The following is a 20,650-nucleotide window of genomic DNA, read 5'->3' as shown; positions in this document are numbered from 1 at the left end:
CCTCCTACCATATCAATTTGTTCAAGCCCTTTCCGATGTTTGATACAGCACCACTGATAGCGTCGCAAGTAGCATCCACTGCATCGTTAACCACATCTTTCGTATGATCGACTACACTTTTTGGCGGCGGACCTCCGAACTTGGCATTGAGGGCAAAGTTTATAGCTACGCCTGTGGCGAGCCCCACTACAGTTCCCAAGGGTGGCACCACAAACGAGCCGATAACGGCACCAGTTGCTGCTGCACCCGCTCCGGCGGCAACATCCACCGTGGTGTTCACAGCAAAAGTACCGGTGTTCTTCAAGTTAAAATCCCACTTCCCGCCGTCTCTGAAGGTCTCCACAAAGTTATCTCCTACCGCCAGAACCGTCCCGGCCGCACCTAGAAACTTCCCGCCCTTAGACAAGACCGTCGTATTTTTCCAGTTAAAATCATCCCAGAGCGTCATCCCGTCTTTATAAGAAGATTTGAATACATCCTTCATATTTTGTAATCTGTTGCTTCTTCCATTGATGAATTGTTCTACAGGAGCCAGTCTATTAAAACGGTCCATATTATCTTGGATAACTCCATGGCCATCAACATACAGAGGTATTCCATCCCCGTTAATTAACCGGTTCACGTATCGCTTCTTGAAGGTTCCACTTTCTCCGCCTAAGAGCCGGACCAACCCGTCTCGATACTCCATATAGTGTCTGCCCGTAACCATTTCCGCATTGACGAGCTGAATGAGAATCTTCCCGTCTTTTTTAACGGTTTTAAACTGCAAATCTTTATACCGGAGTAATGTATCCGAGTTCGTAATGCCAGAGAATACATCATTCACGGCATTGCGGAAGGCCAGCAGAAAGAAAGGATCGCCAGCCAATTGAGATTCATACTGGTCTATGGGGTTTGAGCTGAATGACAATCCAACTTTAACCAAATAATCTTCAATATCAAAATATTTTCCACTTTCATTCTCCACAAACTTCTTGAAATTCCCCAGCTTTTCCTGTAAATCCCCCAGCTCTTTACACAGGTTCCCTAACCGGCTGCCTACATCACTTCGCGACAGAACTCTATTGTCAATTTGACCAAGCAACCGGGAAAGTCTGCTCACTGCGTCAGATAAATCAGAGGTGTACTTAGAAAGATGGGTTGATGCAATTTGAATAAGATTCTCATCTAGGAAAATGGTATTCAATACAGTGTCCTCCCGGCACAGACTTTATTTAATATGCGGACTATTCTTGAGCTGCTTCAATGCTGCCTCTCTAGCTGCGATTTCTGCTGCCTCCTTCGCATCTTCTTCTTGTCTTATCGCATTTGCCGTAGATATAATATCCGACTCAATCGCTCTAAGACTTGATGCGACCCTTCCAATACTCGTTTGAATCAGTTCCATAGCATGTGTCATATGTATAGTTTCATCTGCATCCCAGCTTTTTCTCAAACTTTCCTTGTACAACTCGAGATTTTCTTTGATTGCGCCCAGAGAAACTTCATGCTGGCCGATCTCCCGGGCAATTCCGCTCTCCCTTTGGACATCAATTTTCATAAAATCATCCTTTCGCAGGGTAGATTAACTCCCAACCCAAATAAACACTAAATGTGATCTATGTACAAGCTTCCGTGGTCCTAATGCATATGCTGTATCAAATTTCTCAAGTAAACTGAGTACATAAAAAAACTTGGTTGGTTCATTATATACCCACACAATACATACATTACTTACATTACCATCAAAAACGACTTGTTAAACTGAATTTTGCATATTACGAAAAAAAAGTCCTTAGACGCAACAATAAGGCCGATAAAGCCCTTCCGTTTTCCCGCCTTTATTAGAAGAACTTGAAAAATACTTAGTTTGATATTCTTTGTTGATTTTTCACAAATATGGGGTTATAGGTTGATTAAAACTATCTTATAATGAAATTGGGCCGGGAAACTTCACCCGTTTGTGAACGCGCGTTTATTGCCCTGCCCATCATCCACTTTATAGGAGGAATGGTTATGCAATACGGTCACTTTGACGAAAAAAACAAAGAGTATCTCATTACGAAACCGAATACGCCTGCCCCTTGGGCGAACTACCTGGGCTCGCCGGAATACGGCGCCATTATCTCAGGAAACGCAGGGGGCTACAGTTTTGTAAAGTCTGGAGCCAACGGGCGGCATGTCCGCTACCATTTTAATTCAAAGGACGAGCCTGGGCGCTACATTTACGTGAGAGATTTGGAGAACGGGGATTATTGGTCCGGTTCTTGGCAGCCCGTGGGTAAAGATCTGGATCAGTACAAGTCGGTATGCCATCATGGAACCGGATACACGAACATCGTCTCGGACTACGACAATATCCATACAGAATCATTGTATTATGTACCGCTGAACAAAACCTACGAGGTATGGCGCATGAAGGTCCGCAATAATGACTCCAAAGCGCGGAAGCTGGCTCTCTTCGGATTTGTCGAATTAACCAACAATAACAATTACGAGCAGGATACTGTCAACCTTCAGTACACGCTGTTTATCTCACGGACCTACTACAAAAATAATATGATCCTTCAATCCATCAATGAAAACGTTCCCGAAGATCGGAGCTGGAGATTCTTCGGTGCTGCAGGCGCAGAGGTAACCGCTTACGACGGCGACCGGGATACGTTCCTCGGCGATTACCGCAGCTACGGCAATCCGGCCTCCGTTGCAAACGGCCAATGTAGCAATTCATTAAACTACAACACCAACTCCTGCGGCGCTCTGCAGATCAACGTGGAGCTGCAGCCGGGAGAAGAGAAAGAAATCGCATTCCTTCTGGGACAATATGACGAGAAAGGCGCGTCCGAAATTCTTAGCCACTACAAAGATTTGTCTGTCGTGGACAAGGAACTCGAAGAACTGAAGGCATTCTGGCACAGCAAACTTAACCGCTTCCAAGTCCAGACACCAAGCGATAATCTGAACAACATGATCAACACCTGGAACGCATATCAATGCTTCATCACTTTCATCTGGTCTCGTGCAGCCTCCTTCCAATACTCCGGTCTTCGTAACGGACTCGGCTATCGGGATACCGTACAGGATATTCAAGGTATCATTCATCTGGATCATGAGATGGCCCTCGAACGTCTGAGATTGATGATTTCCGCCCAGGTCTCCAACGGCGGTGGACTTCCACTCGTGAAGTTTGATCATAACCCTGGTCATGAGGGCACACCAGACGACCCGGAATACGTGCGGGAAACCGGTCATCCCCACTATCGCGCCGATGACGCCTTGTGGCTGTTCCCAACCGTCATTAAATACTTAAATGAAAGTGGCAACTGGGGCTTTACAGATGAAGTGATACCTTATTCGGATAAAGGCGAGGGCACGGTGTACGAGCATCTGCGCCAGGCCCTTCAATTCAGCCTGGATCGTATGGGTGCACATGGCATGCCAGTCGGGCTTCATGCGGACTGGAACGATTGTCTGCGTCTCGGAGCCAAAGGTGAGTCGCTATTCGTCGCCTTCCAGCTGTACATGGCCTTCAAAGTGTTCATGGAAATCGCGCAAAACAAGAACAAGCCGGACGACGTAAAGTGGGCACAGGGCCTGCTCGATGAGCTCGACAGGAACATTCAGAAGCATGCTTGGGAGAACGATCAGTTCGTCCGCGGATTCACCGAAGATAACTATACAATTGGCTCCTGGGAGAATGATGAAGCAAAAATCTGGCTGAATCCGCAAAGCTGGGCCGTATTAAGCGGCGCCGCTCGCCCGGAACAGGCAAAGGTCTCCATGGATAAAGTGTACGACAATCTACGGACCGATTACGGCACTATGTTATTCTACCCGCCGTTCCGGGAATACGGCCTGCCTGTGGCTCTGATGGCCCTTTTCAACGCCTCCACCAAGGAAAACGCCGGCATCTTCAGCCAGCCGCAGGGATGGCTCATCTTAGCGGAAACCATGATTGGCAACGGTGAACGCGCGTTCGAATACTTCCTGAATTGTAGTCCGGCAAGCATGAACGATAAGGCCGAAATCCGTAAACTTGAGCCTTACGTGCATGGTCAATTCGTCGAGTCCAAAGACAGCCCGTATCAAGGCCGGGCGCATGTCCACTGGCTCACAGGCACCGCCTCGACCGTGATGGTCTCTCTGGTGGAGGGCATCATGGGGATTCAACCGCAGATGGATGGCCTTCGCATCAACCCATGTGTTCCTTCCAGCTGGAATGATTTCTCCATGGTACGGGAATTCCGCGGTAAGAAGCTGAACATTCAGGTGGAGAACAAGAACGGCGTCCAAAAAGGGGTTACCCATATCGTCATTAACGGTGAAGAAATTCAAGGCGACCTGATCCCGATCGCCAAAATGAAAGCCGAAAACAACGTGCTAGTCATTATGGGGTAAGGCCCTCCTTCCATTTGATCAGCCAGCTTTTTGCTCATCATATACACCAGCAGCAACCTCTATCCGCTTCGGACAGAGGTTGCTTTCTTTGGCCCCTAGTGAAATATGAGATGATTGTTAGCCATTCAGTTGCGACATCAGTTCTTTCATATAACGGGTTCCATGGACTTCGTTTTTGGGGTTTACATTTTCAATCCGCGCTAAGTCCTCAGGGGTCAGCTCAATAGTTGCGGAATTTGCATTCTCCTCCAAATATTTGATTCGTTTCGTTCCCGGGATCGGCAGTGCGTGATTAGCGATCGTCCATGCGATAGCCAGTTGTGAAGGCGTGCAATTTTTCTCGATGGCGATTTCCTTGATTTTATCTACAATTTCTATATTCTTCTGGAAATTATCGCCTTGGAATCGGGGCATATATCTGCGCAGATCATTTGCATCCAAATCCTCGAATTTCCGAATTTCACCGGATATAAAACCTCTGCTTAACGGACTGTAAGCGATATGCGTAATGCCGAGCTCTCTGGCAGTGGGGAGAACGTCATCTTCAATGTCCCGGCTCCATAGAGAATATTCACTTTGCAGTGCAGAAATGGGATGCACTGCATGCGCACGGCGAAGCGTAGAAGCAGATGCTTCAGACAGGCCGAGACTGCGTACCTTGCCTTCTTTAACCAAGTCAGCCATAGCGCCAACGGTTTCCTCGATGGGAATATTGGGGTCTACCCTGTGCTGGTAGTAGAGATCAATATAGTCTGTGCCTAACCGGCGGAGACTTTCTTCTACGGCCTTTTTTACGTAAGCGGGATGACCGTTCAAACTTTCATAGTTAGGGGTATATGCGAATTTGGTTGCAATAATTGCCTGATCCCGGCGGCCTTTGATAGCTTTCCCAAGAAGCTCCTCGTTGTGCCCATTTCCGTACACATCGGCCGTATCAAGCAGATTAACTCCGATTTCTAGCGAGCGGTGAATCGTCTTGATGGACTCCTCATCATTGGTTTCTCCATACATGCCAGGAGACATGCCCATAACTCCCAGTCCAATCATAGAAACGACTATATCGCTGTTTCCTAGTGTTCTTTGCTTCATATCTTGATACCTCTCCATCTATTCAATATTATTGTTTGCTGGCACTATCCATTTGGCTCAGCAGTTTACTTTCAGAAGGAAGTCTCCCTTTTTCTATCTCCTCGTAGATGACAAGCTTGTTGTCCACTGCTTCAAGTGCTTCAGCAAGCTCGTACTGACGCCGCTGCAAATCCTCTTTATATTCGCTCAGAATCGCTTTTCTCTGCGGAATGGTTGAATCGCCGTCTAAAGCAAGGCGGACCATATGCTTCAATGTAGATATCTTCATTCCTGTTGCCCGGAAGCAGGACATCAGCCTCATCCAATCCAGGTGTTCTTGCTCAAACTGACGGTTCCCATGCTCATCTCTTTGAATATAAGGGAGCAGCCCCTCCTTCTCGTAATAACGAATTTTATGTGCAGGGCAACCTAGCCGCTCCGAAGCCTCTTTTATGGAAAAAGACATGATGGTGACACTCCTTTCATGCTCGTATTTGGATGTAATCGACCGGGTCTTTTTCAGCTTAAGGGTTAATGTGTACATTAAGGCAACCCCCCAATTTATAGAGAACCGATAAAATTTTAATCCCATGATCCGGACGTAATGACAGCAATACACAAGGAATCGGCAGAGTAGACTTTTGAACAGACTAGAGAGTATGCTTGGTGTTCATATGTTAGCATAAGGCTATTGCGTTTTTATTTATTTTTTATTCAGCGGCACATCCGTGTAATCAGCAAAGGAGACCTGTATATGAAGTTACATACCACGAAATATATTAAATTTCCTTCTGGCTTTTGGTCCGGATTACAGCAGTTAGGGATTGCTCCAAGGGATGTAGCTCGGCAAGCCGGGCTGCCGCTTACCGTAATTACTGAACCTAAAGTCACTGCCGCAGAGTATTTTGCGGTCTGGCAGGCTTTTTCGGATCTCATAGGGGATATTGCCAAAGCGATCATTGGACTTGTATCTGTCTTTGAAACGGCACAATTCCCGCCTGACGTCTTGGCCACTTACCACGCCCGTGATTATCGGGATGCTCTTTGCCGCATGGCCAGGTATAAACAAATGTGTCCCCCTGAAAGGCTGCTTATCATGGAGGAGGGTGAGGAATGCACCATCGAGCTGGAGTGGCAGCATACGGAAGAGTCCGGTCCGGAGGTATTGCTCGGGATCACACTGGCGTATCTTCTGGAACTTGGGCGCCGGGGAACAGGCAAAGTATTGAATGCACGAAGGGTCGAATTTTCACGTCCCATGGGCGATATGCAGACGCTGGAGGTTTATTTCGGCTGTCCAATCCAAATCGGTACCAGCGGGAACCGGCTCACACTGCGGCGCCAAGACTTGGACATTCCTTTTGCAACGTATAACGAAGAACTGCTGGAAATTTTGACACCTGTCTTAGACCGGACGCTGAATGAAAAGCAAAACACTACTTCTATTACTGAGACAGTAAAATGGATCATCAAGCGGAGCCTTATGGGAGGGCTTCTTGACATACAGTCTGTCGCAAAGGAGCTTAATATGAGCGATCGGACGCTGCAGCGCCGGCTAACTGAAGAAGCCACGAGCTTCAAGCATCTGTTAACGCAGGCCAGGCATGAGCAGGCAAGGGCATATTTGGCCGACCCGTCACTGGATATTAAAGAAGTAGCTTGCCTAGTGGGATACGAGAACCAGAATTCGTTTTACCGCGCATTCCGTATATGGGAAGGCGATACGCCCTCTCATTGGCGTTCGGAGAATGTAGGCTCTCACAATAAGTAAAATTTAAATAAATTGGCGCGTGATGCAAGAAGATTGGCGCTGTGAGCTAGTTACTGAGCCGCCCAAACAAGGTATTATAATCCCTATCGGAACGCAAGATTATTCTTGAGGTTCTATATAACTTCATTTAGGGGAAATGTATCATGGATATGGGATTACACAATAAAACAGCTTTAGTTACAGGTTCAACGAAGGGTATCGGTAAAGCCATTGCTATTGAACTGGCCAAAGAAGGCGTGAATGTACTGATTAATGGAAGAAATTACGAAGAGGTAGAACAAACGGTAAACGAAATTCGTTCGAAATTTCCGGCTACTTCTCCTCAAAATGCCACTGCAGATATTGTGGATGTTATGCAGAGAGAAGCCTTGTTTGAAAAATATCCTCATGTGGACATTTTGGTTAACAATATGGGCATATATGAAATTATGAGTTACGATGACGTAACCGATGAAATATGGGATAAATACTTCCGTACGAATGTGCTTGCTGCAAACGGATTATGTAAATTTTATCTGCCTAAAATGCTGGAAAACAATTATGGACGCATGATTTTTATCGCCAGCGAAGAAGCCGTAATGCCTTCAGGTCAAATGCCGCAATACTGCATAACCAAATCAATGCTGCTCTCACTTTCAAAAAGCTTATCAAAATTAACTATAGGAACGGAAGTGACCGTCAATACGATAATGCCTGGGCCAACACTTTCTGAAAATGTGCATCAGATCATTGAGGGAGTCTACGCCGATGACAATATAACGTTCCCCGAAAAAGAGAAAAAATTTATGGCTGCAAACCTGCCTCAGTCTGAGATTCAACGATTTATCAGACCGGTCGAAATCGGAAGACTAGCAGCTTTTATATGCAGCCCTTATGCTTCAGCATTTAAAGGTTCTCCAATCCGTATGGACGGGGGAATGGTGCCGACGATTTATTAAAGGATCACTGTGTTACAACGGGCAGCTGGCCAAATCGATCTGCTGCTCGCTGTAAATTAAACAGAATTGATATAAGAGTTCATAGTCGTACGATATCCGTGTTCAAAAGTATGTTGGCAGAAACTGTATCAATCAGCACCTTCTCTAGCTTTAGCTCTCTCCCCCTAAACACAACTGTCATGCTTACGATGGCAAGCCCATAAGTTTCCGTTATATTCATCTTGGTTCTCTAATCCCCACATATCGTTCCAGTGCCACAACCTCAGGACGGGAGGTGTGAAAAAAACAATACTCTCTGTGAGGGTCTTCCAGGTGCAACTCACTGTACCGCTTCAATGCTTTGGTTGAGTCCTCGTAGGAATCGATCACGGACATCTCTTCAATAAAACGCTGGCCTTCTTTAGAATAAGCCTTAGTCGCGTCAAGAACGACCCATTCATTAGGAAAACGCTGAAAAAGACACCTTGATTGGTGCGGAACTCCCTAAAGAACAGGGCTTTCGCCATTCTTAATCATCGACTAGAATTTCAATCATCATCGCCGCTCCGGTCTTGAGTCCGCACACAAACGCAGCCGTCATATCCATCCCCTGCACTTGCGAATACAGCTCCAATAAAGACTCCAGTTCCTCAAAATCTCCTTCGGACAGCTTGCTTTTCCAAGTTTCTATAGACTCGATGATTTGTTTGTTTAACGGGCGATAATTAGAATCTTTGGGGATAACGTGTTCGTTAGGGAACAAACTACCGTGGTATAGGGATTCGAGAATGCTTGGCATGGGGGCCTCCTTTTTGGGGCACTTAATCAGTTTCATTTATACATTACTGTCAACAGTTACGTTTTGATATTTAAGACAACTTACCCAATGAATATAATACATTTTTGGAGAAATAGATTTACCTGCTCATTTTAGTGCAAATTTAGAGGCATTCTCTACTCCATGTTGTGAAAAAAAGAATAATAAACTTCAATTCGGTACGCATATACGTACCAAGCACAAAATCATTATACGGTACGCTTATACGTATAGTCAAGGTAAAACTCGGAACAAGTGAGGGGATTAAGGTGGGGAAAAGAGTTGTAATAAAAATATCTGAATTGACCAATAAGCATAAGATTTCGCTGCGGCAATTGTCCAGAATATCCGATGTTCGACATGCAGCATTGAGTGAGTTAGCTAACGGGAAGAGAGAAAGTATTAGCTTCAGTCATATAGTTAAAATTGCAGAGGCTTTAAATATCGAGGATATTCGTGAGATTATTGACTTGGTTGATACTGAAATAGATTGAGACATAGCAACGCTTGATATTTCTTCAATAAGAAAGGAGCATCCGCTCAATTGGATGCTCCCTAATTATTTACTTCCTCAAACTATTAATTTCCTGCTCCGTTAATCCAGTAGCTTTTGCAATGGTCGCTATGTCCAGATTCAAGGTCAGCATGTTCTTTGCTACCTTCTTTATACCTGCCATTTTTGCACTTCCGAGCATAGATGCCTCATCATGCAGATACTTCTGTCTGGCCTCATACAACCGTCTGGCGTCTGAATCCTGACTCAAATATTGCAGGGTGTCCATCGCCTTCTCCAAACCCGGCTCATTCATCTTCAGTACCTCCCTCTCAGGTGAAAAGGCTTGTTTTATTGTATTTTCCAAGTGAAAAAGTAGCTGCACTTAATTTATAGCTCGAATCTGACTTCATGCTATTTCGGATATTCATTAATCGTATCCTTTTATCTTAATATTATAATGTAAGAAATCTACTTATCCTTAAAATCCATGTTTTTTATTATTAATATAACAGAAAATAAAATCAATAAAGAAAATCCAACTAATGACAATATGTCAGTAATTGAAACTAACAACACACCAAATATATTTTCACCATAACCACTTTTAAACATACCAAGTTTTGCGTAACTAAGTAGTGGATGATTTAATAAAGTAAGTACAAGACTACCCAAAATGCAATAAACTAACTTCACATTTTTCCCCATTAAGACTCCCCCCCTTTTTATTATTAATACAAAACAATGATCATAATTATTATTTATAATTTTCCGAGAAAGGATTTCTTTAACATATAACTCATTACTACAGTAATTACATGAAAAACATACCATAATTTTCCTTCACTTGTCGAGATGCATAGTAAGGCCCAATGTACATAACAGGAAGCCAATAGTAGAAGATCTCCATCCTTGTTTGAAAGAGATTGTCCGCAAAAACACTTGGGAATTTACTGCTTATCAGAGTTGCTTGCGTCCGTGATAGCTTCGGCTGTATGTACTTGAAATACAAGTGAAACTGATAGGTAAATAATACGTATTACTACCAAATTGCCATTTTAATACATATATTAAAGGAGTTACTTGCTATGAAATGGTTTGGTATCATTCTTGTGCTTCTATCTACGCTTGGAGTTGGCGCGATTTTTGGGTTTACGCTCTTTTCAACTTTATGGGTATCAGCGGTGGACTTATAACTACATTTGCGATAGGAGGCTATTTAAAGTCAGTACAGAACGATTACCAAGACGAAGATATTAAGTATTAATCAAAACTATACTACCTTGTAAGTAAAGCTCCTCCTTTAATGGCGGGGCTTTACTTATCATCTGTAATTAATTATTTTTGTTGAAATATCCTTTACCTGCTTCCGGATTACTTACAATCCCCAGCACTACCAAGATACCCAGAACCGCATTCACGGCCGCTGTACCCTCATCGGATTTTTCTGGGGTCAATTGAACCCGAATATCGCACCAACAGTCTGTACGCCCAGCAGCACGGCTGCCGTCAAAGATACCCACCACTATAATTACTCCATTTACTGTTCATTTATTAATCCCCTTTACTAGTAAGGGCCATTTTAAAAAAAGTATTGAAAACGAAAAAGAACCTGCTTCTCTCCGCCGATGAAGGTGAAAAAAGACAAGTTCTTCAAGAATACGTTGACCGAGTAGTTATTCAGCCGTCCAAAGATATCAATCGCTTTGACGCTGAAATCACATACAGGGTTTTTAGCAATGGAGCCGAGGTGTGGACATGCAGAGCCACAATTCGGCGGAGTGTGATGCTGAGGATGTTTGGAGTTGTGGCTTAACCTAATTCTCATTTTCTAATTCCGATTCAATTTCATCTTGGATTTGAACGTAATGGTCAGCACTGCTCCAGCATTCCAAGAATAAATCTTCAATATCAGCAACATCTAAATTAAAATCGCATCCTTCCGTCTGAAAGCTAAGACTGCCTGTACTCAAATCGTACTCCGTATCAAAAATAAGATCTCCAGACTTATGCTGACCAGAAATCTGAAGTGATACTGCCAAACTAATTTTAGCAGCAGTGGAATCCTCATCCGCGTAAAGGATTGCTGATACGCTTACCTTGTTATCATTTTCTCGTTCAAAATACACTTCGTTTTCCCATTCATATTCCCATAAAAATTCAATAATCTCATCCAATAGGCTTTCGATCTCTCGCTTTACCCGACTAATCCTTACACAAAAGGCTTCAGTATCAACTTCTTTCAAACCTTCATAGTCGTAAGATGGATACTGCCTTCCATCATTTTAAAAACACGATAAGGTGCGAAAATAAGATCTTCGTCCGGATGAATAATTATCTTAATAGGAATCAGCACAAGTTCAATATCTTCAGATAAATCTCTAGTCTCAACTAATTTTGATATATTTTCAATTAGTTCAATTGACTTGCGAGATATAGTTTGTCCGAGTTTAATCCCATGCTTATACCTCTTCCTTGTTACAACTTTCTGTTCTACATCAAAGAGATCAGCAATCACACCATCAGTTATTACTTCTTCTATAAACATTTCTTGCAAATCATCTGGAGGTAGAGTTTCGATGTCCAATATCTCGCCGTTTACCTTCCTCATTACATAGGATCTGAAAACAGGTGTTTCACGCTCCATAAAATATTTAAATCGGTCAAACACTGATTTATCCATAACATTCCTCCTACTTGTATGGAGAGACAGCTTAATTAAGTTCCATCTTTCTTTCCCTATTATCACGCCTTCTACCTAATAGTGGATCTTCTCTATTGACTAAAGGATCAAACCAATCCGCTTTCTGCTGAGCCCAGTTAATATAACATTCTAATTCTTCACTCTCGCGTGAATAAATTGTACTCTCTTTTCTTATGATTAAAGCGTCAACATACTCCCTTATAGATTTTGCCATTTGATAATCCTTCGCTTGATCCTCTAAATCAATAATTCTGAGATGCTCATCTTCTCTAAGCTTTTGAAGTTTTCTTCTCTCTAGCTCCACCTCACGTCTTCTATATTCATCTTCTTCTCGCTCTTTCCGAATAAGCCTTAAACACTCGGCAGTCTCAAAGATGGCCATTATAATATCACTGATACTATCTTCAATTTTCTTATTTGCAGTATCATTCCAGTTTTTCCGAGGCGCATGCCACTCGTCAATAAAAAAATGCAAATTACCGGTCTGAACATAGTCGAATGACGGGGCCCATGAATAACCCGTCCTTGCTTCACTATTTAATTCATCTTTAGTCTTCTCATGCCGTATTTGCTTTCTTTTCTCTTTTATACCTATCTTAACTTCTTCACTTCCTACACAGACTCTCGTTTCCATATGCTTATTTTTAATAACTCCACCTAATCTTTCAAAAGCCTTGAGTACGGAATCCAGAATATTTAGAGCTCTTTCAAACTGTTCATTTGAAGTGTTTACATTGAGATAATTTGTCGAAGCAGATCGTGTAGTTTCCTTTCTCGCTTTTTTATATTGCATTGTATCAAGAACTAATGGATGTGGACTTGTTAACTTTTCAGACACAGATAACCCAAAGCAATATCCTTCAATCTCCAACTTCCTTTGCATTGGAATCAAACTAAGTCTTATAGATTTCTTATAGTTATCAGCCGCTGTTTCCTTTACGGTCATCAACTTTGGCGCTAATCCGAGAAGCCGTTCGTTGTGTTCTCGGAGCGCTTCTTCATGCTCTAAATCAATATGTTCCCCATCCAGAATCAACTTAACGCACCCAGGTGGAAAATCCCCCTTCACCCATGCCTCTAAGATGGTCTGATGAAAAAGGGTCCCACTATTCCTGTGCCCCTGCCGGGTGTACGGTATCTTATTTTCTTTGACCATCTTCCGTAGAGTCGACGTCGATTTTTTTAAATATGTGGCTGCTTCTTTCATAGACATGGAGCCGTTATACCATCTTTTCGCTTCGACTTCCCCTCGAATTACGTAACCGATCACTACTCCAACTCCTCCCGCAACATTTACTGAAACCAGCATTTCGTAATCATCTATATTTAGTTAATTATACCATTACACAAATATCCATTAAATAATTTCTAAAAAATCATAAACTGATAGTAACAGAAAAAAGACGTATCCATGAATGGGTACGTCTTTTTCCTAACTCCTTCAAGTTGTGTGTTTACACGAGCAAGGGTTCTGGAAATCGAACCGTGGGTGTTCAAAACCACAATTCGCCGCCGCCTGATGATCAGGATGCTGGCGAGGTGGCCTAGTCCAACTTTAATTGATCTTATCGTGGAACTGGATCTATCCAATCACCAGTTGTATTAAAATGTTTAGATCCAATATGTCCAGCTGCATTCCACATTGCATCAAGCGCCGAACGCATGATCTTAGCAACATCCGCGACATTGGTAGGATAGGTCTCAAGTAGGGTTTCGGGAAGGACTAAATCGTTTTTCTGGATTGGTCCAAATCTCATACCATGTGCAGCTTCGATCACAACCCTTCCTTTCACCCCCAATAATGCAGGGGCTAAAATTATGGGTGGTGCAATTCCACAGTTACGCAAGACAGCAATGAAATTGAACGCTCGTTTACATAGTTCTGACTCCACTACAGATATCGCAATGTCAGAATCAGTATTAAGACGCATCATAGCTGCATTCACAGATTCGATCCGTCCATTACGAAACAACTGGGTATACGCAATAGGAAGCTCAAATGTCTGCCATTGTGCAAATCTATACACTCCGTCTAAATTGAAACGGCAATCACCATTAGTAGCATTAAAATTCCGGAGATTAAACTTTTGGCTATCTAGGACATCTGTACTCAATATGTGGTCTCCAAATGAACTTACTGGGATCACGTGTAAAACTAGTTGAACTCCTGAATCCAAAAGGGGTATTGCGCCCTCATTAAGCTTAATGGCTGCAAGACGTTCTATGCGGAAGTTTCTAATCTGCTCACGGACAGCATTGTTTGCGATGAATGCAGACCTTATTTCCGAAACACTCATTGGATGTTTGCCTGCAGAATTTCTAATTGTAAATATTTACGATCCACTTAAGGTTACCATATGAGGGCCATTAAGACTTTGTGGAACACGTATGACCACTGCATTATTTCCATTAGCTAATCTTATAACCTCAGTCTGCAAGCCATAGATGCGTGGGTCGATTCCTGTACGAATAATACCCTCAACTTGTAGCTTTAGGCCATCTGGATCAGTGAAGGGAATTCCATTAATGGAAACAGCTTGCCCTCCAGTTTCTGACACCCCAAAAACCAATTCACCGCCACCAGAATTTGCAAATGCCGATATGTCTGATAAAAACTCCTTCTTTTCAGATTGTTGCTGGATATGTAACTGCTCTTTATAATCGAGAAATCTACTCTCCGAAACCGAATTAGTGATTAGATTTTGGAGATCAGCTTCGGTAATCTGCGAAATCGGAATTTGCATCAATGACATAAGAATCACTCCAATCCATCTTTGACCTTAGTTGACCTTATTCTAAATCACTAGCAGCAGGCTTGTCAAATACAGGGAATATAAAGAAAGAGTTCTGATAAAAAATAAACCCTTGTCCTGCATTAACCGTTGTGGTTTTGCATGGATAAGGGTTCAAGTAACTGAGGCGTGGACATGCAGAGCCACAATTCGGCGGGGGTTGCTGCTGGAATTGTACGAGATAGCCGTTTAGCGAACGTTAGTTTTCAGTTGCATCTCTCCTGTGTCAATCACAGCCCCTGCTTGTTTCAAGAAGTTAAAACCAAGGATTCCGTCGATCTCCATGCCATAATCCATGTTCCCGATTTCCACTTGAAAATCCTTAAGTATTGCTTCATCGACTATAATCGAGTCCAGGTATTTGGTGTACACATACTCCACACCACCTACACCCCGTATAATATCAACGATATCATTTCCTTCAGGAACCATACCAATCTCCTGTACGATGTCCGCGTTCAAAAGTGTGCTGGAAGAACCTGTATCAAGCAGCACCTTCTCAAGCTTTAACTCTCTCCCCCTAAACATAACTGTCATGCTTACGAAGGGAAGCCCATAAATTTCTGTTATATTCATCTTGGTCCTCTGATCCCCACATATCGTTCTCGTGCCACAACTTCAGAACGGGAGGTGTGAAAGAAACAATACTCTCTGTGAGGGTCATCCTGGTGCAGTTCACTATACCGCTTCAATGCTTTGGTAGAGTCCTCATAGGAGTCGATCACGGACATCTCTTCAATAAAACGCTGGCCTTCCTTAGAATAGGCCTTAGTCGCCTCAAGAACGACCCATTCATTAGGAAAACGCTCCTGAACTTCATCCCATCGCATCTTGGACACCCCCGGTTAAATAATTACTATTATTATAGCATATCGGTGATATCTTCTAAACCAGAGTCAGACCTCCACCCGATCTTTGGAGCTCTTTTATAAAGCGGTATCCCTCCAGAAATCCAACTACAAAAGCTTCCTCTTCTTCAAGACCCTGTTCTATGCTCACGGCGGGGGTTGCTGCTGGAATTGTACGAGATAGCCGTTTAGCAAAGACGCTCCATGTCCCTTGCTCTGGCTTAATAAGCCTAACCTGGAGCAACTTGTTACAAGTACAATTCCAAAGCTCCCCTAGCCCACGTAGGAATCTCCTCTCTGCAAAAGCTGATCTGTGAACGTTTAATCTCCGCCACAACCTCAGGTTCACTGGTGTTGTCGATAATGGTGACTTCGTCCGAAATCTCCAAAGCCGGCTTCAGGTTACTTAAAGATTGACCATATCGCCACCGGATGTCTTCTTCCGCAATCCAATGCCCTCCTTGTTCCACTCTTGAAGCTACCCGATCAATATGCATTTGCACATCCTGCAAACCAATATAATACATGACGACTTTATAACCTTGTTTCTTGGCTGTCATCATATGACGTAAAACAAAACTTCCCGACAGAGTAGTCTCTATAGCAAAATTTTCTTTTCGCCCGATTAATTCCCTTATTTGCTTTACAGCCTCTCGTCCGGCAGACAGGTCTGCACTTCTGGGATCCTCCGGGTTAATCCTTTTAGCAATCTGGTCAGGATCAATAATGGTTCCAACATAATCCCTCATTTGAAAGCTAATTGTGCTTTTTCCGGCCCCATTAGTGCCAGCAAAAACCGTCATTACAAACTCTGGTTCAGTCATGACTAACAAGCTCAGTGCGATTTCCGGCTACATCGTAAGTAATCTCGAATTTCTGCCCTTTGGCATCTTCACGTATCCGCTTACCGTCCTTTATATAATAAATGGAGGCTCCAGCCTTTTTGGCCTCTGCGATTGCATGCTGATTGGCCTTTTTCAATAACCGTTGTAATTCTTCCCTTTGGGGCAGCATTAGGATAGCACCTCGCTCGGATTTCGATTTTTATTTATAATATTATAACACAATCCTTACGATTAATAATTCGTCCGTATAAGCTACTCAAGGTCTTCTTCTTCATCCATTTGTCCTAAATAGTCATTATACAAATCCATCATATCAAATCCAAAACCCCAGCCAATATCCTGACTGCTCAGCATTAATCGGTTGCATCGACCTACAAACTTGTCTTCTAATTGATTGTCTACAATGTGCTTTAAGGCTTGTTCATATATGCTTGCTATAGTATGGTAAAATTTTTGATCAATGTCTCCAAATGAAAGCGTGAAGTCCACTCCACATTCCACTGTAAAAACCATGATTTCAGCAATTTGCTCCTTGTTGTTTGAAACATTACTAAAGTCCTTTATTGCTTTCTTCATAATCGGGTATCGCAAGATCTCCCCCTTATGATGGCTGAATTCCTTCTCAATAATATTCTTATACTTGCTTAAGATCTCCCCGTTGTCAGGAAATAAGACTGAGAAATAATGCTCCTGAATGATCGGATATTTCTTGGTCAAATTTAAGACTTCAGCTTCAAGTTCTTCCCTCGTAAGATTGTTCAAATGCTTTTTAATGGTTGAGTTTCTTAATTTCAGCATTATGATGATCTCCTTAATCAGGTTATAATTCCCAGCATTATTACTCTGCTGCTTACAAGGTATAATATAAATAAAACGTGAGGACCAATCAATGGACAATATGGAGGATAAATATAACGCAGCTCTAGCGCATATTGAAAAACTTAAGCTAGAGATCGCTCGATTAAGAAGTCTCCTGGGGCTTGCGGATGACGAGAATAGATCAAGTACGGATAAACAAATAGTGCCTAATTCCACCTCTCCGGCAAAAGTAAGCAAAGAAACAACTGTTGTAGAATCGAATGTTCACCAGTACTCAACGGTAGAAGACAAGCTCGCCCTATATCAAAGTTATTTTCGCGGCAGAGACGATGTATACCCGATTCGCTGGAGCAACAAGCAAGGTAAGTCCGGTTACTCACCCGTCTGCGCCAATGAGTGGACTTCGGTGTGCGAGAAACCCAGAGTAAAATGCTCCGTTTGCAAACACCAGAGCTTCATGCCCCTTACAAACGAAGTACTGTCATCCCATTTAGATGCAAGGCAAGACAGAACGATTGGCATATATCCAATGCTGCCGGATGAAACCTGCTGGTTTTTGGCAATGGATTTCGACAAACATGATTGGAAGCAGGACGTTACTGCCGTAATGCAGCTATGTAGAAGCCATGAAATACCTGCACTGTTAGAGCGCTCACGCTCCGGTAATGGGGGTCACATCTGGATTTTCTTCAGTCAAAATATTGAAGCTGCTATTGCCAGAAGATTTGGAATGACTGTACTGAGTCTAACCATGAACAAGAGATATCAGATCGGCATGGAATCCTACGACCGCCTGTTTCCCAATCAGGATACACTGCCCAAAGGCGGATTTGGCAACCTAATTGCTCTGCCGCTTCAGGGTGGACCACGTAAACAGGGAAACAGCAGCTTTATTGATGAACACTTCGAGCCCTATGCTGACCAATGGAGTGTTTTATCCGGACTTGGCAAGATGACCGAAGACGAGGTAAAGCAGTTTATATATAAGCATGGGAAGCGTGGGCTTTTTAACAATGACACTCTTACAGCGGTATCAGACCATGAAACGGACGGATTGACCTTGTTACAAGAGAACCAGACTCAGATAGAAGAGGTTCTGATGGAACCTTTACCTGCTGAAATAAAGGTCCTACATTCAGATCGTCTTTATATTCCTAAGTCTGGACTCCCTTCAAGTGCCGTTCATGCTCTGATTAAATTGGCGTCGTTCTCCAATCCCGATTTTTATAAATCACAAGCTATGCGACTCTCCACCTACGGTAAACCCCGGGTTATCTCATGTGCAGAGGATTTGGAGAGTTACGTAGTTCTTCCACGGGGATGCTTGCAGGATCTGTTATCCTTTTTTGAGCAAAATCAGGTCAAAGTATCACTTGACGATCAACGTTCGTCTGGAACTTCAATAGAAGCAGAGTTCACCGGTACGTTGACCATTCTTCAGGATACAGCGGCGAGAGCGATTCTAAACAGAGATATAGGCGTCCTCTCGGCGGCAACCGCATTCGGTAAAACTGTCGTAGCGGCCAGCATCATCGCTTCAAGAAAGACAAACACCCTTATTATGGTGCATCGCCGGGAGCTCATGGAACAATGGCAGGAGCGATTGCAAACTTTTCTCGAAGTTCCAAAACAAGCGATCGGTATGATCGGCGGCGGCAAAAACAAACGAACCGGCATCATCGATATTGCTGTCATTCAGAGCCTCAACTATAAAGGGATTGTTAAACCTTTTGTAAGTGAATACGGCCAAGTCATTGTGGATGAATGCCATCACGTATCAGCCTACAGCTTCGAACAGGTTCTTCGTGAAGTCAAAGCTAAGTATGTATTCGGCTTAACTGCCACACCTAAACGCCAAGACGGACAAGAAGCAATCGTACGATTCCAGCTTGGACCAGTACTATTAAAGGTGGATGCGATAGCCTTAAGCAGCTCCAGAGGATTTTCTTTAAGAGTTGTTCCTCGGTATACCCATTTTCAGATCAAGCCAGGAGAAAAAGTTTCCGGTATTCAGGACATCTATCAGCAGCTTGTAGACAACGAAGAACGTAATACTCTTATTTTTGACGATTTGCTTACCTGCCTGGATGAAGGCCGCTCTCCGCTGCTGCTGGTTGAACGAACCGCTCATGCTGAATATTTTGCAGAGAGATTGCAGTCTTTTGCCAAAAACGTAATTGTGCTTAGAGGCAGAATGGGGAAAAAACAGAGAGAGGCTTTACGCGCCCAAATCTCCTCTATTCCAGATGATCAAGAACGTCTGGTTATCGCTACCGGAAAGCTGATAGGCGAAGGCTTCGATGATGCCAGACTGGATACCTTGTTCCTTGTCCATCCTATCTCTTGGTCAGGCACCTTGCAGCAATATGCGGGCCGCTTGCACCGAAGTCATGTGAATAAAGAAGAAGTAAAAATATATGATTATATCGACCTTCAGGTCCCTATGTTAATGGCGATGTTCAAGAAAAGAGTGAAAGGGTATCGGAAGATGGGATATAAGGGGGCGGAGCTGTAACGTTTTAATACAATGGAATGACGTGTAGAACCCCTTTCACCAAAGAGGCCTTAAAGCCTTGCTGGGAAAGGGGTTCTATAAACTGAGGGGTGGACGTGCAGAGCCTCAATTCGGCGGGGATTGTTGCTGAAACTGTATGAAGATAGCCGTTTAGCGAATATTAGTTTCAGTTGCATTTCTCCAGTATCAAAGATTTCTGTTATATTCATCTTGGCCCTCTGATCCCCACATATCGTTCTCGCGCCACAACCTCAGGACGGGAAGTGTGAAAAAACAATACTCGCGATGTGGAGCTTCCTGGTGTAACTCACTGTACCGTTTCAATGCTTTGGTAGAGTCCACATAGGAGTCAATCACCGACATCTCTTCAATAAAACACTGGCCTTCCTTGGAATAGGCCTTATTCGCCTCAAAAACGACCCATTCATTAGGAAAACGCTCCTGAACTTCATCCCATCGCACCTTGGACACCCCCCCAGTTCCATTCGAGAAGGCTGCTTCTTGACATATGCCAAGAGCCGCAAACATTCTTGCTCCTTCACAAGAATCCACCCGACACATAATTACGCCCCCTCTTCATCACATCTTTGCGGCTGATTAAGCCCCACTAAAAGCGACTTTTAATTGGGCTGCTCGGGATTTGGCAGCTTTACATAGTGAGTGGAATAGTGTCGTTCCACTTGA

Annotated in this window: 24 protein-coding genes; 5 read left to right on the top strand and 19 right to left on the bottom strand. The window is 43.4% G+C overall.

Annotated features, from left to right (window positions below; all coding sequences use genetic code 11):
* Positions 1-4: 4 nt before the first annotated feature.
* Together ACQ76X_RS23215 and ACQ76X_RS23210 are read right to left on the bottom strand one after the other, a co-directional pair.
* Positions 5-1,186, bottom strand: coding sequence for a hypothetical protein (locus ACQ76X_RS23215; RefSeq protein ID WP_341377019.1), 1,182 nt, complete (start codon positions 1,184-1,186; stop codon positions 5-7).
* Positions 1,187-1,210: 24 nt separating this feature from the next.
* On the bottom strand, positions 1,211-1,540 hold the full coding sequence (locus ACQ76X_RS23210) for a hypothetical protein (protein ID WP_438496122.1): 330 nt from the start codon (positions 1,538-1,540) through the stop codon (positions 1,211-1,213).
* Between the two features lie 455 nt (positions 1,541-1,995).
* On the opposite strand from ACQ76X_RS23210, the gene ACQ76X_RS23205 reads away from it, so the two are divergent.
* Positions 1,996-4,377 carry a GH36-type glycosyl hydrolase domain-containing protein gene (locus tag ACQ76X_RS23205; RefSeq protein ID WP_438496121.1) on the top strand — a complete coding sequence of 794 codons (2,382 nt, stop codon included), beginning with the start codon at positions 1,996-1,998 and terminating at the stop codon, positions 4,375-4,377.
* Positions 4,378-4,494: 117 nt separating this feature from the next.
* Here ACQ76X_RS23205 and ACQ76X_RS23200 read toward each other — a convergent pair whose 3' ends face one another.
* The gene (locus ACQ76X_RS23200) at positions 4,495-5,466 is read right to left on the bottom strand and encodes an aldo/keto reductase (protein WP_438496120.1); all 972 of its coding nucleotides are present in this window, start codon (positions 5,464-5,466) and stop codon (positions 4,495-4,497) included.
* 28 nt (positions 5,467-5,494) lie between these two features.
* The gene (locus ACQ76X_RS23195) at positions 5,495-5,989 is read right to left on the bottom strand and encodes a MerR family transcriptional regulator (RefSeq protein WP_340895526.1); all 495 of its coding nucleotides are present in this window, start codon (positions 5,987-5,989) and stop codon (positions 5,495-5,497) included.
* Positions 5,990-6,199: 210 nt separating this feature from the next.
* On the opposite strand from ACQ76X_RS23195, the gene ACQ76X_RS23190 reads away from it, so the two are divergent.
* Positions 6,200-7,216: a helix-turn-helix domain-containing protein gene (locus ACQ76X_RS23190; protein ID WP_438496119.1), complete on the top strand. Its 1,017-nt coding sequence runs from the start codon at positions 6,200-6,202 to the stop codon at positions 7,214-7,216.
* Between the two features lie 143 nt (positions 7,217-7,359).
* Complete coding sequence (locus tag ACQ76X_RS23185; RefSeq protein ID WP_438496118.1) at positions 7,360-8,154, top strand: SDR family NAD(P)-dependent oxidoreductase; 795 nt, start codon at positions 7,360-7,362, stop codon at positions 8,152-8,154.
* Between the two features lie 508 nt (positions 8,155-8,662).
* Here the strand turns inward: ACQ76X_RS23185 and ACQ76X_RS23180 are convergent.
* Positions 8,663-8,932, bottom strand: a complete 270-nt coding sequence (locus tag ACQ76X_RS23180; protein ID WP_038584714.1) for a DUF6809 family protein — start codon at positions 8,930-8,932, stop codon at positions 8,663-8,665.
* 287 nt (positions 8,933-9,219) lie between these two features.
* On the opposite strand from ACQ76X_RS23180, the gene ACQ76X_RS23175 reads away from it, so the two are divergent.
* Positions 9,220-9,444: a helix-turn-helix domain-containing protein gene (locus ACQ76X_RS23175; RefSeq protein ID WP_438496117.1), complete on the top strand. Its 225-nt coding sequence runs from the start codon at positions 9,220-9,222 to the stop codon at positions 9,442-9,444.
* Between the two features lie 69 nt (positions 9,445-9,513).
* On the opposite strand, the gene ACQ76X_RS23170 is transcribed toward ACQ76X_RS23175, so the two are convergent.
* The 13 genes from ACQ76X_RS23170 to ACQ76X_RS23110 form a co-directional block, all read right to left on the bottom strand.
* Positions 9,514-9,828, bottom strand: a complete 315-nt coding sequence (locus tag ACQ76X_RS23170; RefSeq protein ID WP_438496116.1) for a PD-(D/E)XK nuclease family transposase — start codon at positions 9,826-9,828, stop codon at positions 9,514-9,516.
* Between the two features lie 86 nt (positions 9,829-9,914).
* Positions 9,915-10,151, bottom strand: a complete 237-nt coding sequence (locus tag ACQ76X_RS23165; RefSeq protein ID WP_438496115.1) for a hypothetical protein — start codon at positions 10,149-10,151, stop codon at positions 9,915-9,917.
* 626 nt (positions 10,152-10,777) lie between these two features.
* On the bottom strand, positions 10,778-10,969 hold the full coding sequence (locus tag ACQ76X_RS23160) for a hypothetical protein (RefSeq protein WP_438496114.1): 192 nt from the start codon (positions 10,967-10,969) through the stop codon (positions 10,778-10,780).
* A 291-nt stretch (positions 10,970-11,260) separates the two neighbouring features.
* Positions 11,261-11,620: a hypothetical protein gene (locus ACQ76X_RS23155; protein WP_438496113.1), complete on the bottom strand. Its 360-nt coding sequence runs from the start codon at positions 11,618-11,620 to the stop codon at positions 11,261-11,263.
* Positions 11,621-11,685: 65 nt separating this feature from the next.
* On the bottom strand, positions 11,686-12,126 hold the full coding sequence (locus ACQ76X_RS23150) for a hypothetical protein (protein WP_438496112.1): 441 nt from the start codon (positions 12,124-12,126) through the stop codon (positions 11,686-11,688).
* A 31-nt stretch (positions 12,127-12,157) separates the two neighbouring features.
* A complete protein-coding gene (locus ACQ76X_RS23145; protein ID WP_438496111.1) occupies positions 12,158-13,456 on the bottom strand; it encodes a helix-turn-helix domain-containing protein in 1,299 nt (432 codons plus the stop codon).
* A 256-nt stretch (positions 13,457-13,712) separates the two neighbouring features.
* Positions 13,713-14,444 carry a hypothetical protein gene (locus ACQ76X_RS23140; RefSeq protein WP_438496110.1) on the bottom strand — a complete coding sequence of 244 codons (732 nt, stop codon included), beginning with the start codon at positions 14,442-14,444 and terminating at the stop codon, positions 13,713-13,715.
* 36 nt (positions 14,445-14,480) lie between these two features.
* The gene (locus tag ACQ76X_RS23135) at positions 14,481-14,900 is read right to left on the bottom strand and encodes an AlbA family DNA-binding domain-containing protein (protein WP_438496109.1); all 420 of its coding nucleotides are present in this window, start codon (positions 14,898-14,900) and stop codon (positions 14,481-14,483) included.
* A 228-nt stretch (positions 14,901-15,128) separates the two neighbouring features.
* Positions 15,129-15,515, bottom strand: a complete 387-nt coding sequence (locus ACQ76X_RS23130) for a retropepsin-like aspartic protease (protein ID WP_438496108.1) — start codon at positions 15,513-15,515, stop codon at positions 15,129-15,131.
* Complete coding sequence (locus ACQ76X_RS23125; protein WP_438496107.1) at positions 15,512-15,769, bottom strand: hypothetical protein; 258 nt, start codon at positions 15,767-15,769, stop codon at positions 15,512-15,514. The genes ACQ76X_RS23130 and ACQ76X_RS23125 overlap by 4 nt, the downstream gene beginning before the upstream one ends.
* A 266-nt stretch (positions 15,770-16,035) precedes the next feature.
* Positions 16,036-16,611, bottom strand: a complete 576-nt coding sequence (locus tag ACQ76X_RS23120) for a zeta toxin family protein (protein WP_438496106.1) — start codon at positions 16,609-16,611, stop codon at positions 16,036-16,038.
* Positions 16,604-16,801: a hypothetical protein gene (locus ACQ76X_RS23115; RefSeq protein ID WP_076114558.1), complete on the bottom strand. Its 198-nt coding sequence runs from the start codon at positions 16,799-16,801 to the stop codon at positions 16,604-16,606. Before ACQ76X_RS23115 ends, ACQ76X_RS23120 begins: the two co-directional genes overlap by 8 nt.
* Before the next feature lie 83 nt (positions 16,802-16,884).
* Positions 16,885-17,430 carry a DUF6155 family protein gene (locus ACQ76X_RS23110; RefSeq protein WP_438496105.1) on the bottom strand — a complete coding sequence of 182 codons (546 nt, stop codon included), beginning with the start codon at positions 17,428-17,430 and terminating at the stop codon, positions 16,885-16,887.
* Between the two features lie 91 nt (positions 17,431-17,521).
* On the opposite strand from ACQ76X_RS23110, the gene ACQ76X_RS23105 reads away from it, so the two are divergent.
* On the top strand, positions 17,522-19,966 hold the full coding sequence (locus ACQ76X_RS23105; RefSeq protein WP_438496104.1) for a TOTE conflict system archaeo-eukaryotic primase domain-containing protein: 2,445 nt from the start codon (positions 17,522-17,524) through the stop codon (positions 19,964-19,966).
* A 186-nt stretch (positions 19,967-20,152) separates the two neighbouring features.
* On the opposite strand, the gene ACQ76X_RS23100 is transcribed toward ACQ76X_RS23105, so the two are convergent.
* Entirely contained in the window at positions 20,153-20,428 is a 276-nt protein-coding gene (locus tag ACQ76X_RS23100) for a hypothetical protein (protein ID WP_438496103.1), read from the bottom strand.
* Positions 20,429-20,650: the final 222 nt, after the last annotated feature.

Origin of the sequence: Paenibacillus sp. IHBB 3054 (assembly GCF_051594305.1) — a bacterium.
Taxonomy (GTDB): Bacteria; Bacillota; Bacilli; order Paenibacillales; family Paenibacillaceae; genus Paenibacillus_AQ.
Note: the sequence above shows the minus strand (reverse complement) of the source record. Positions and strands in the feature narration are given on the sequence as shown.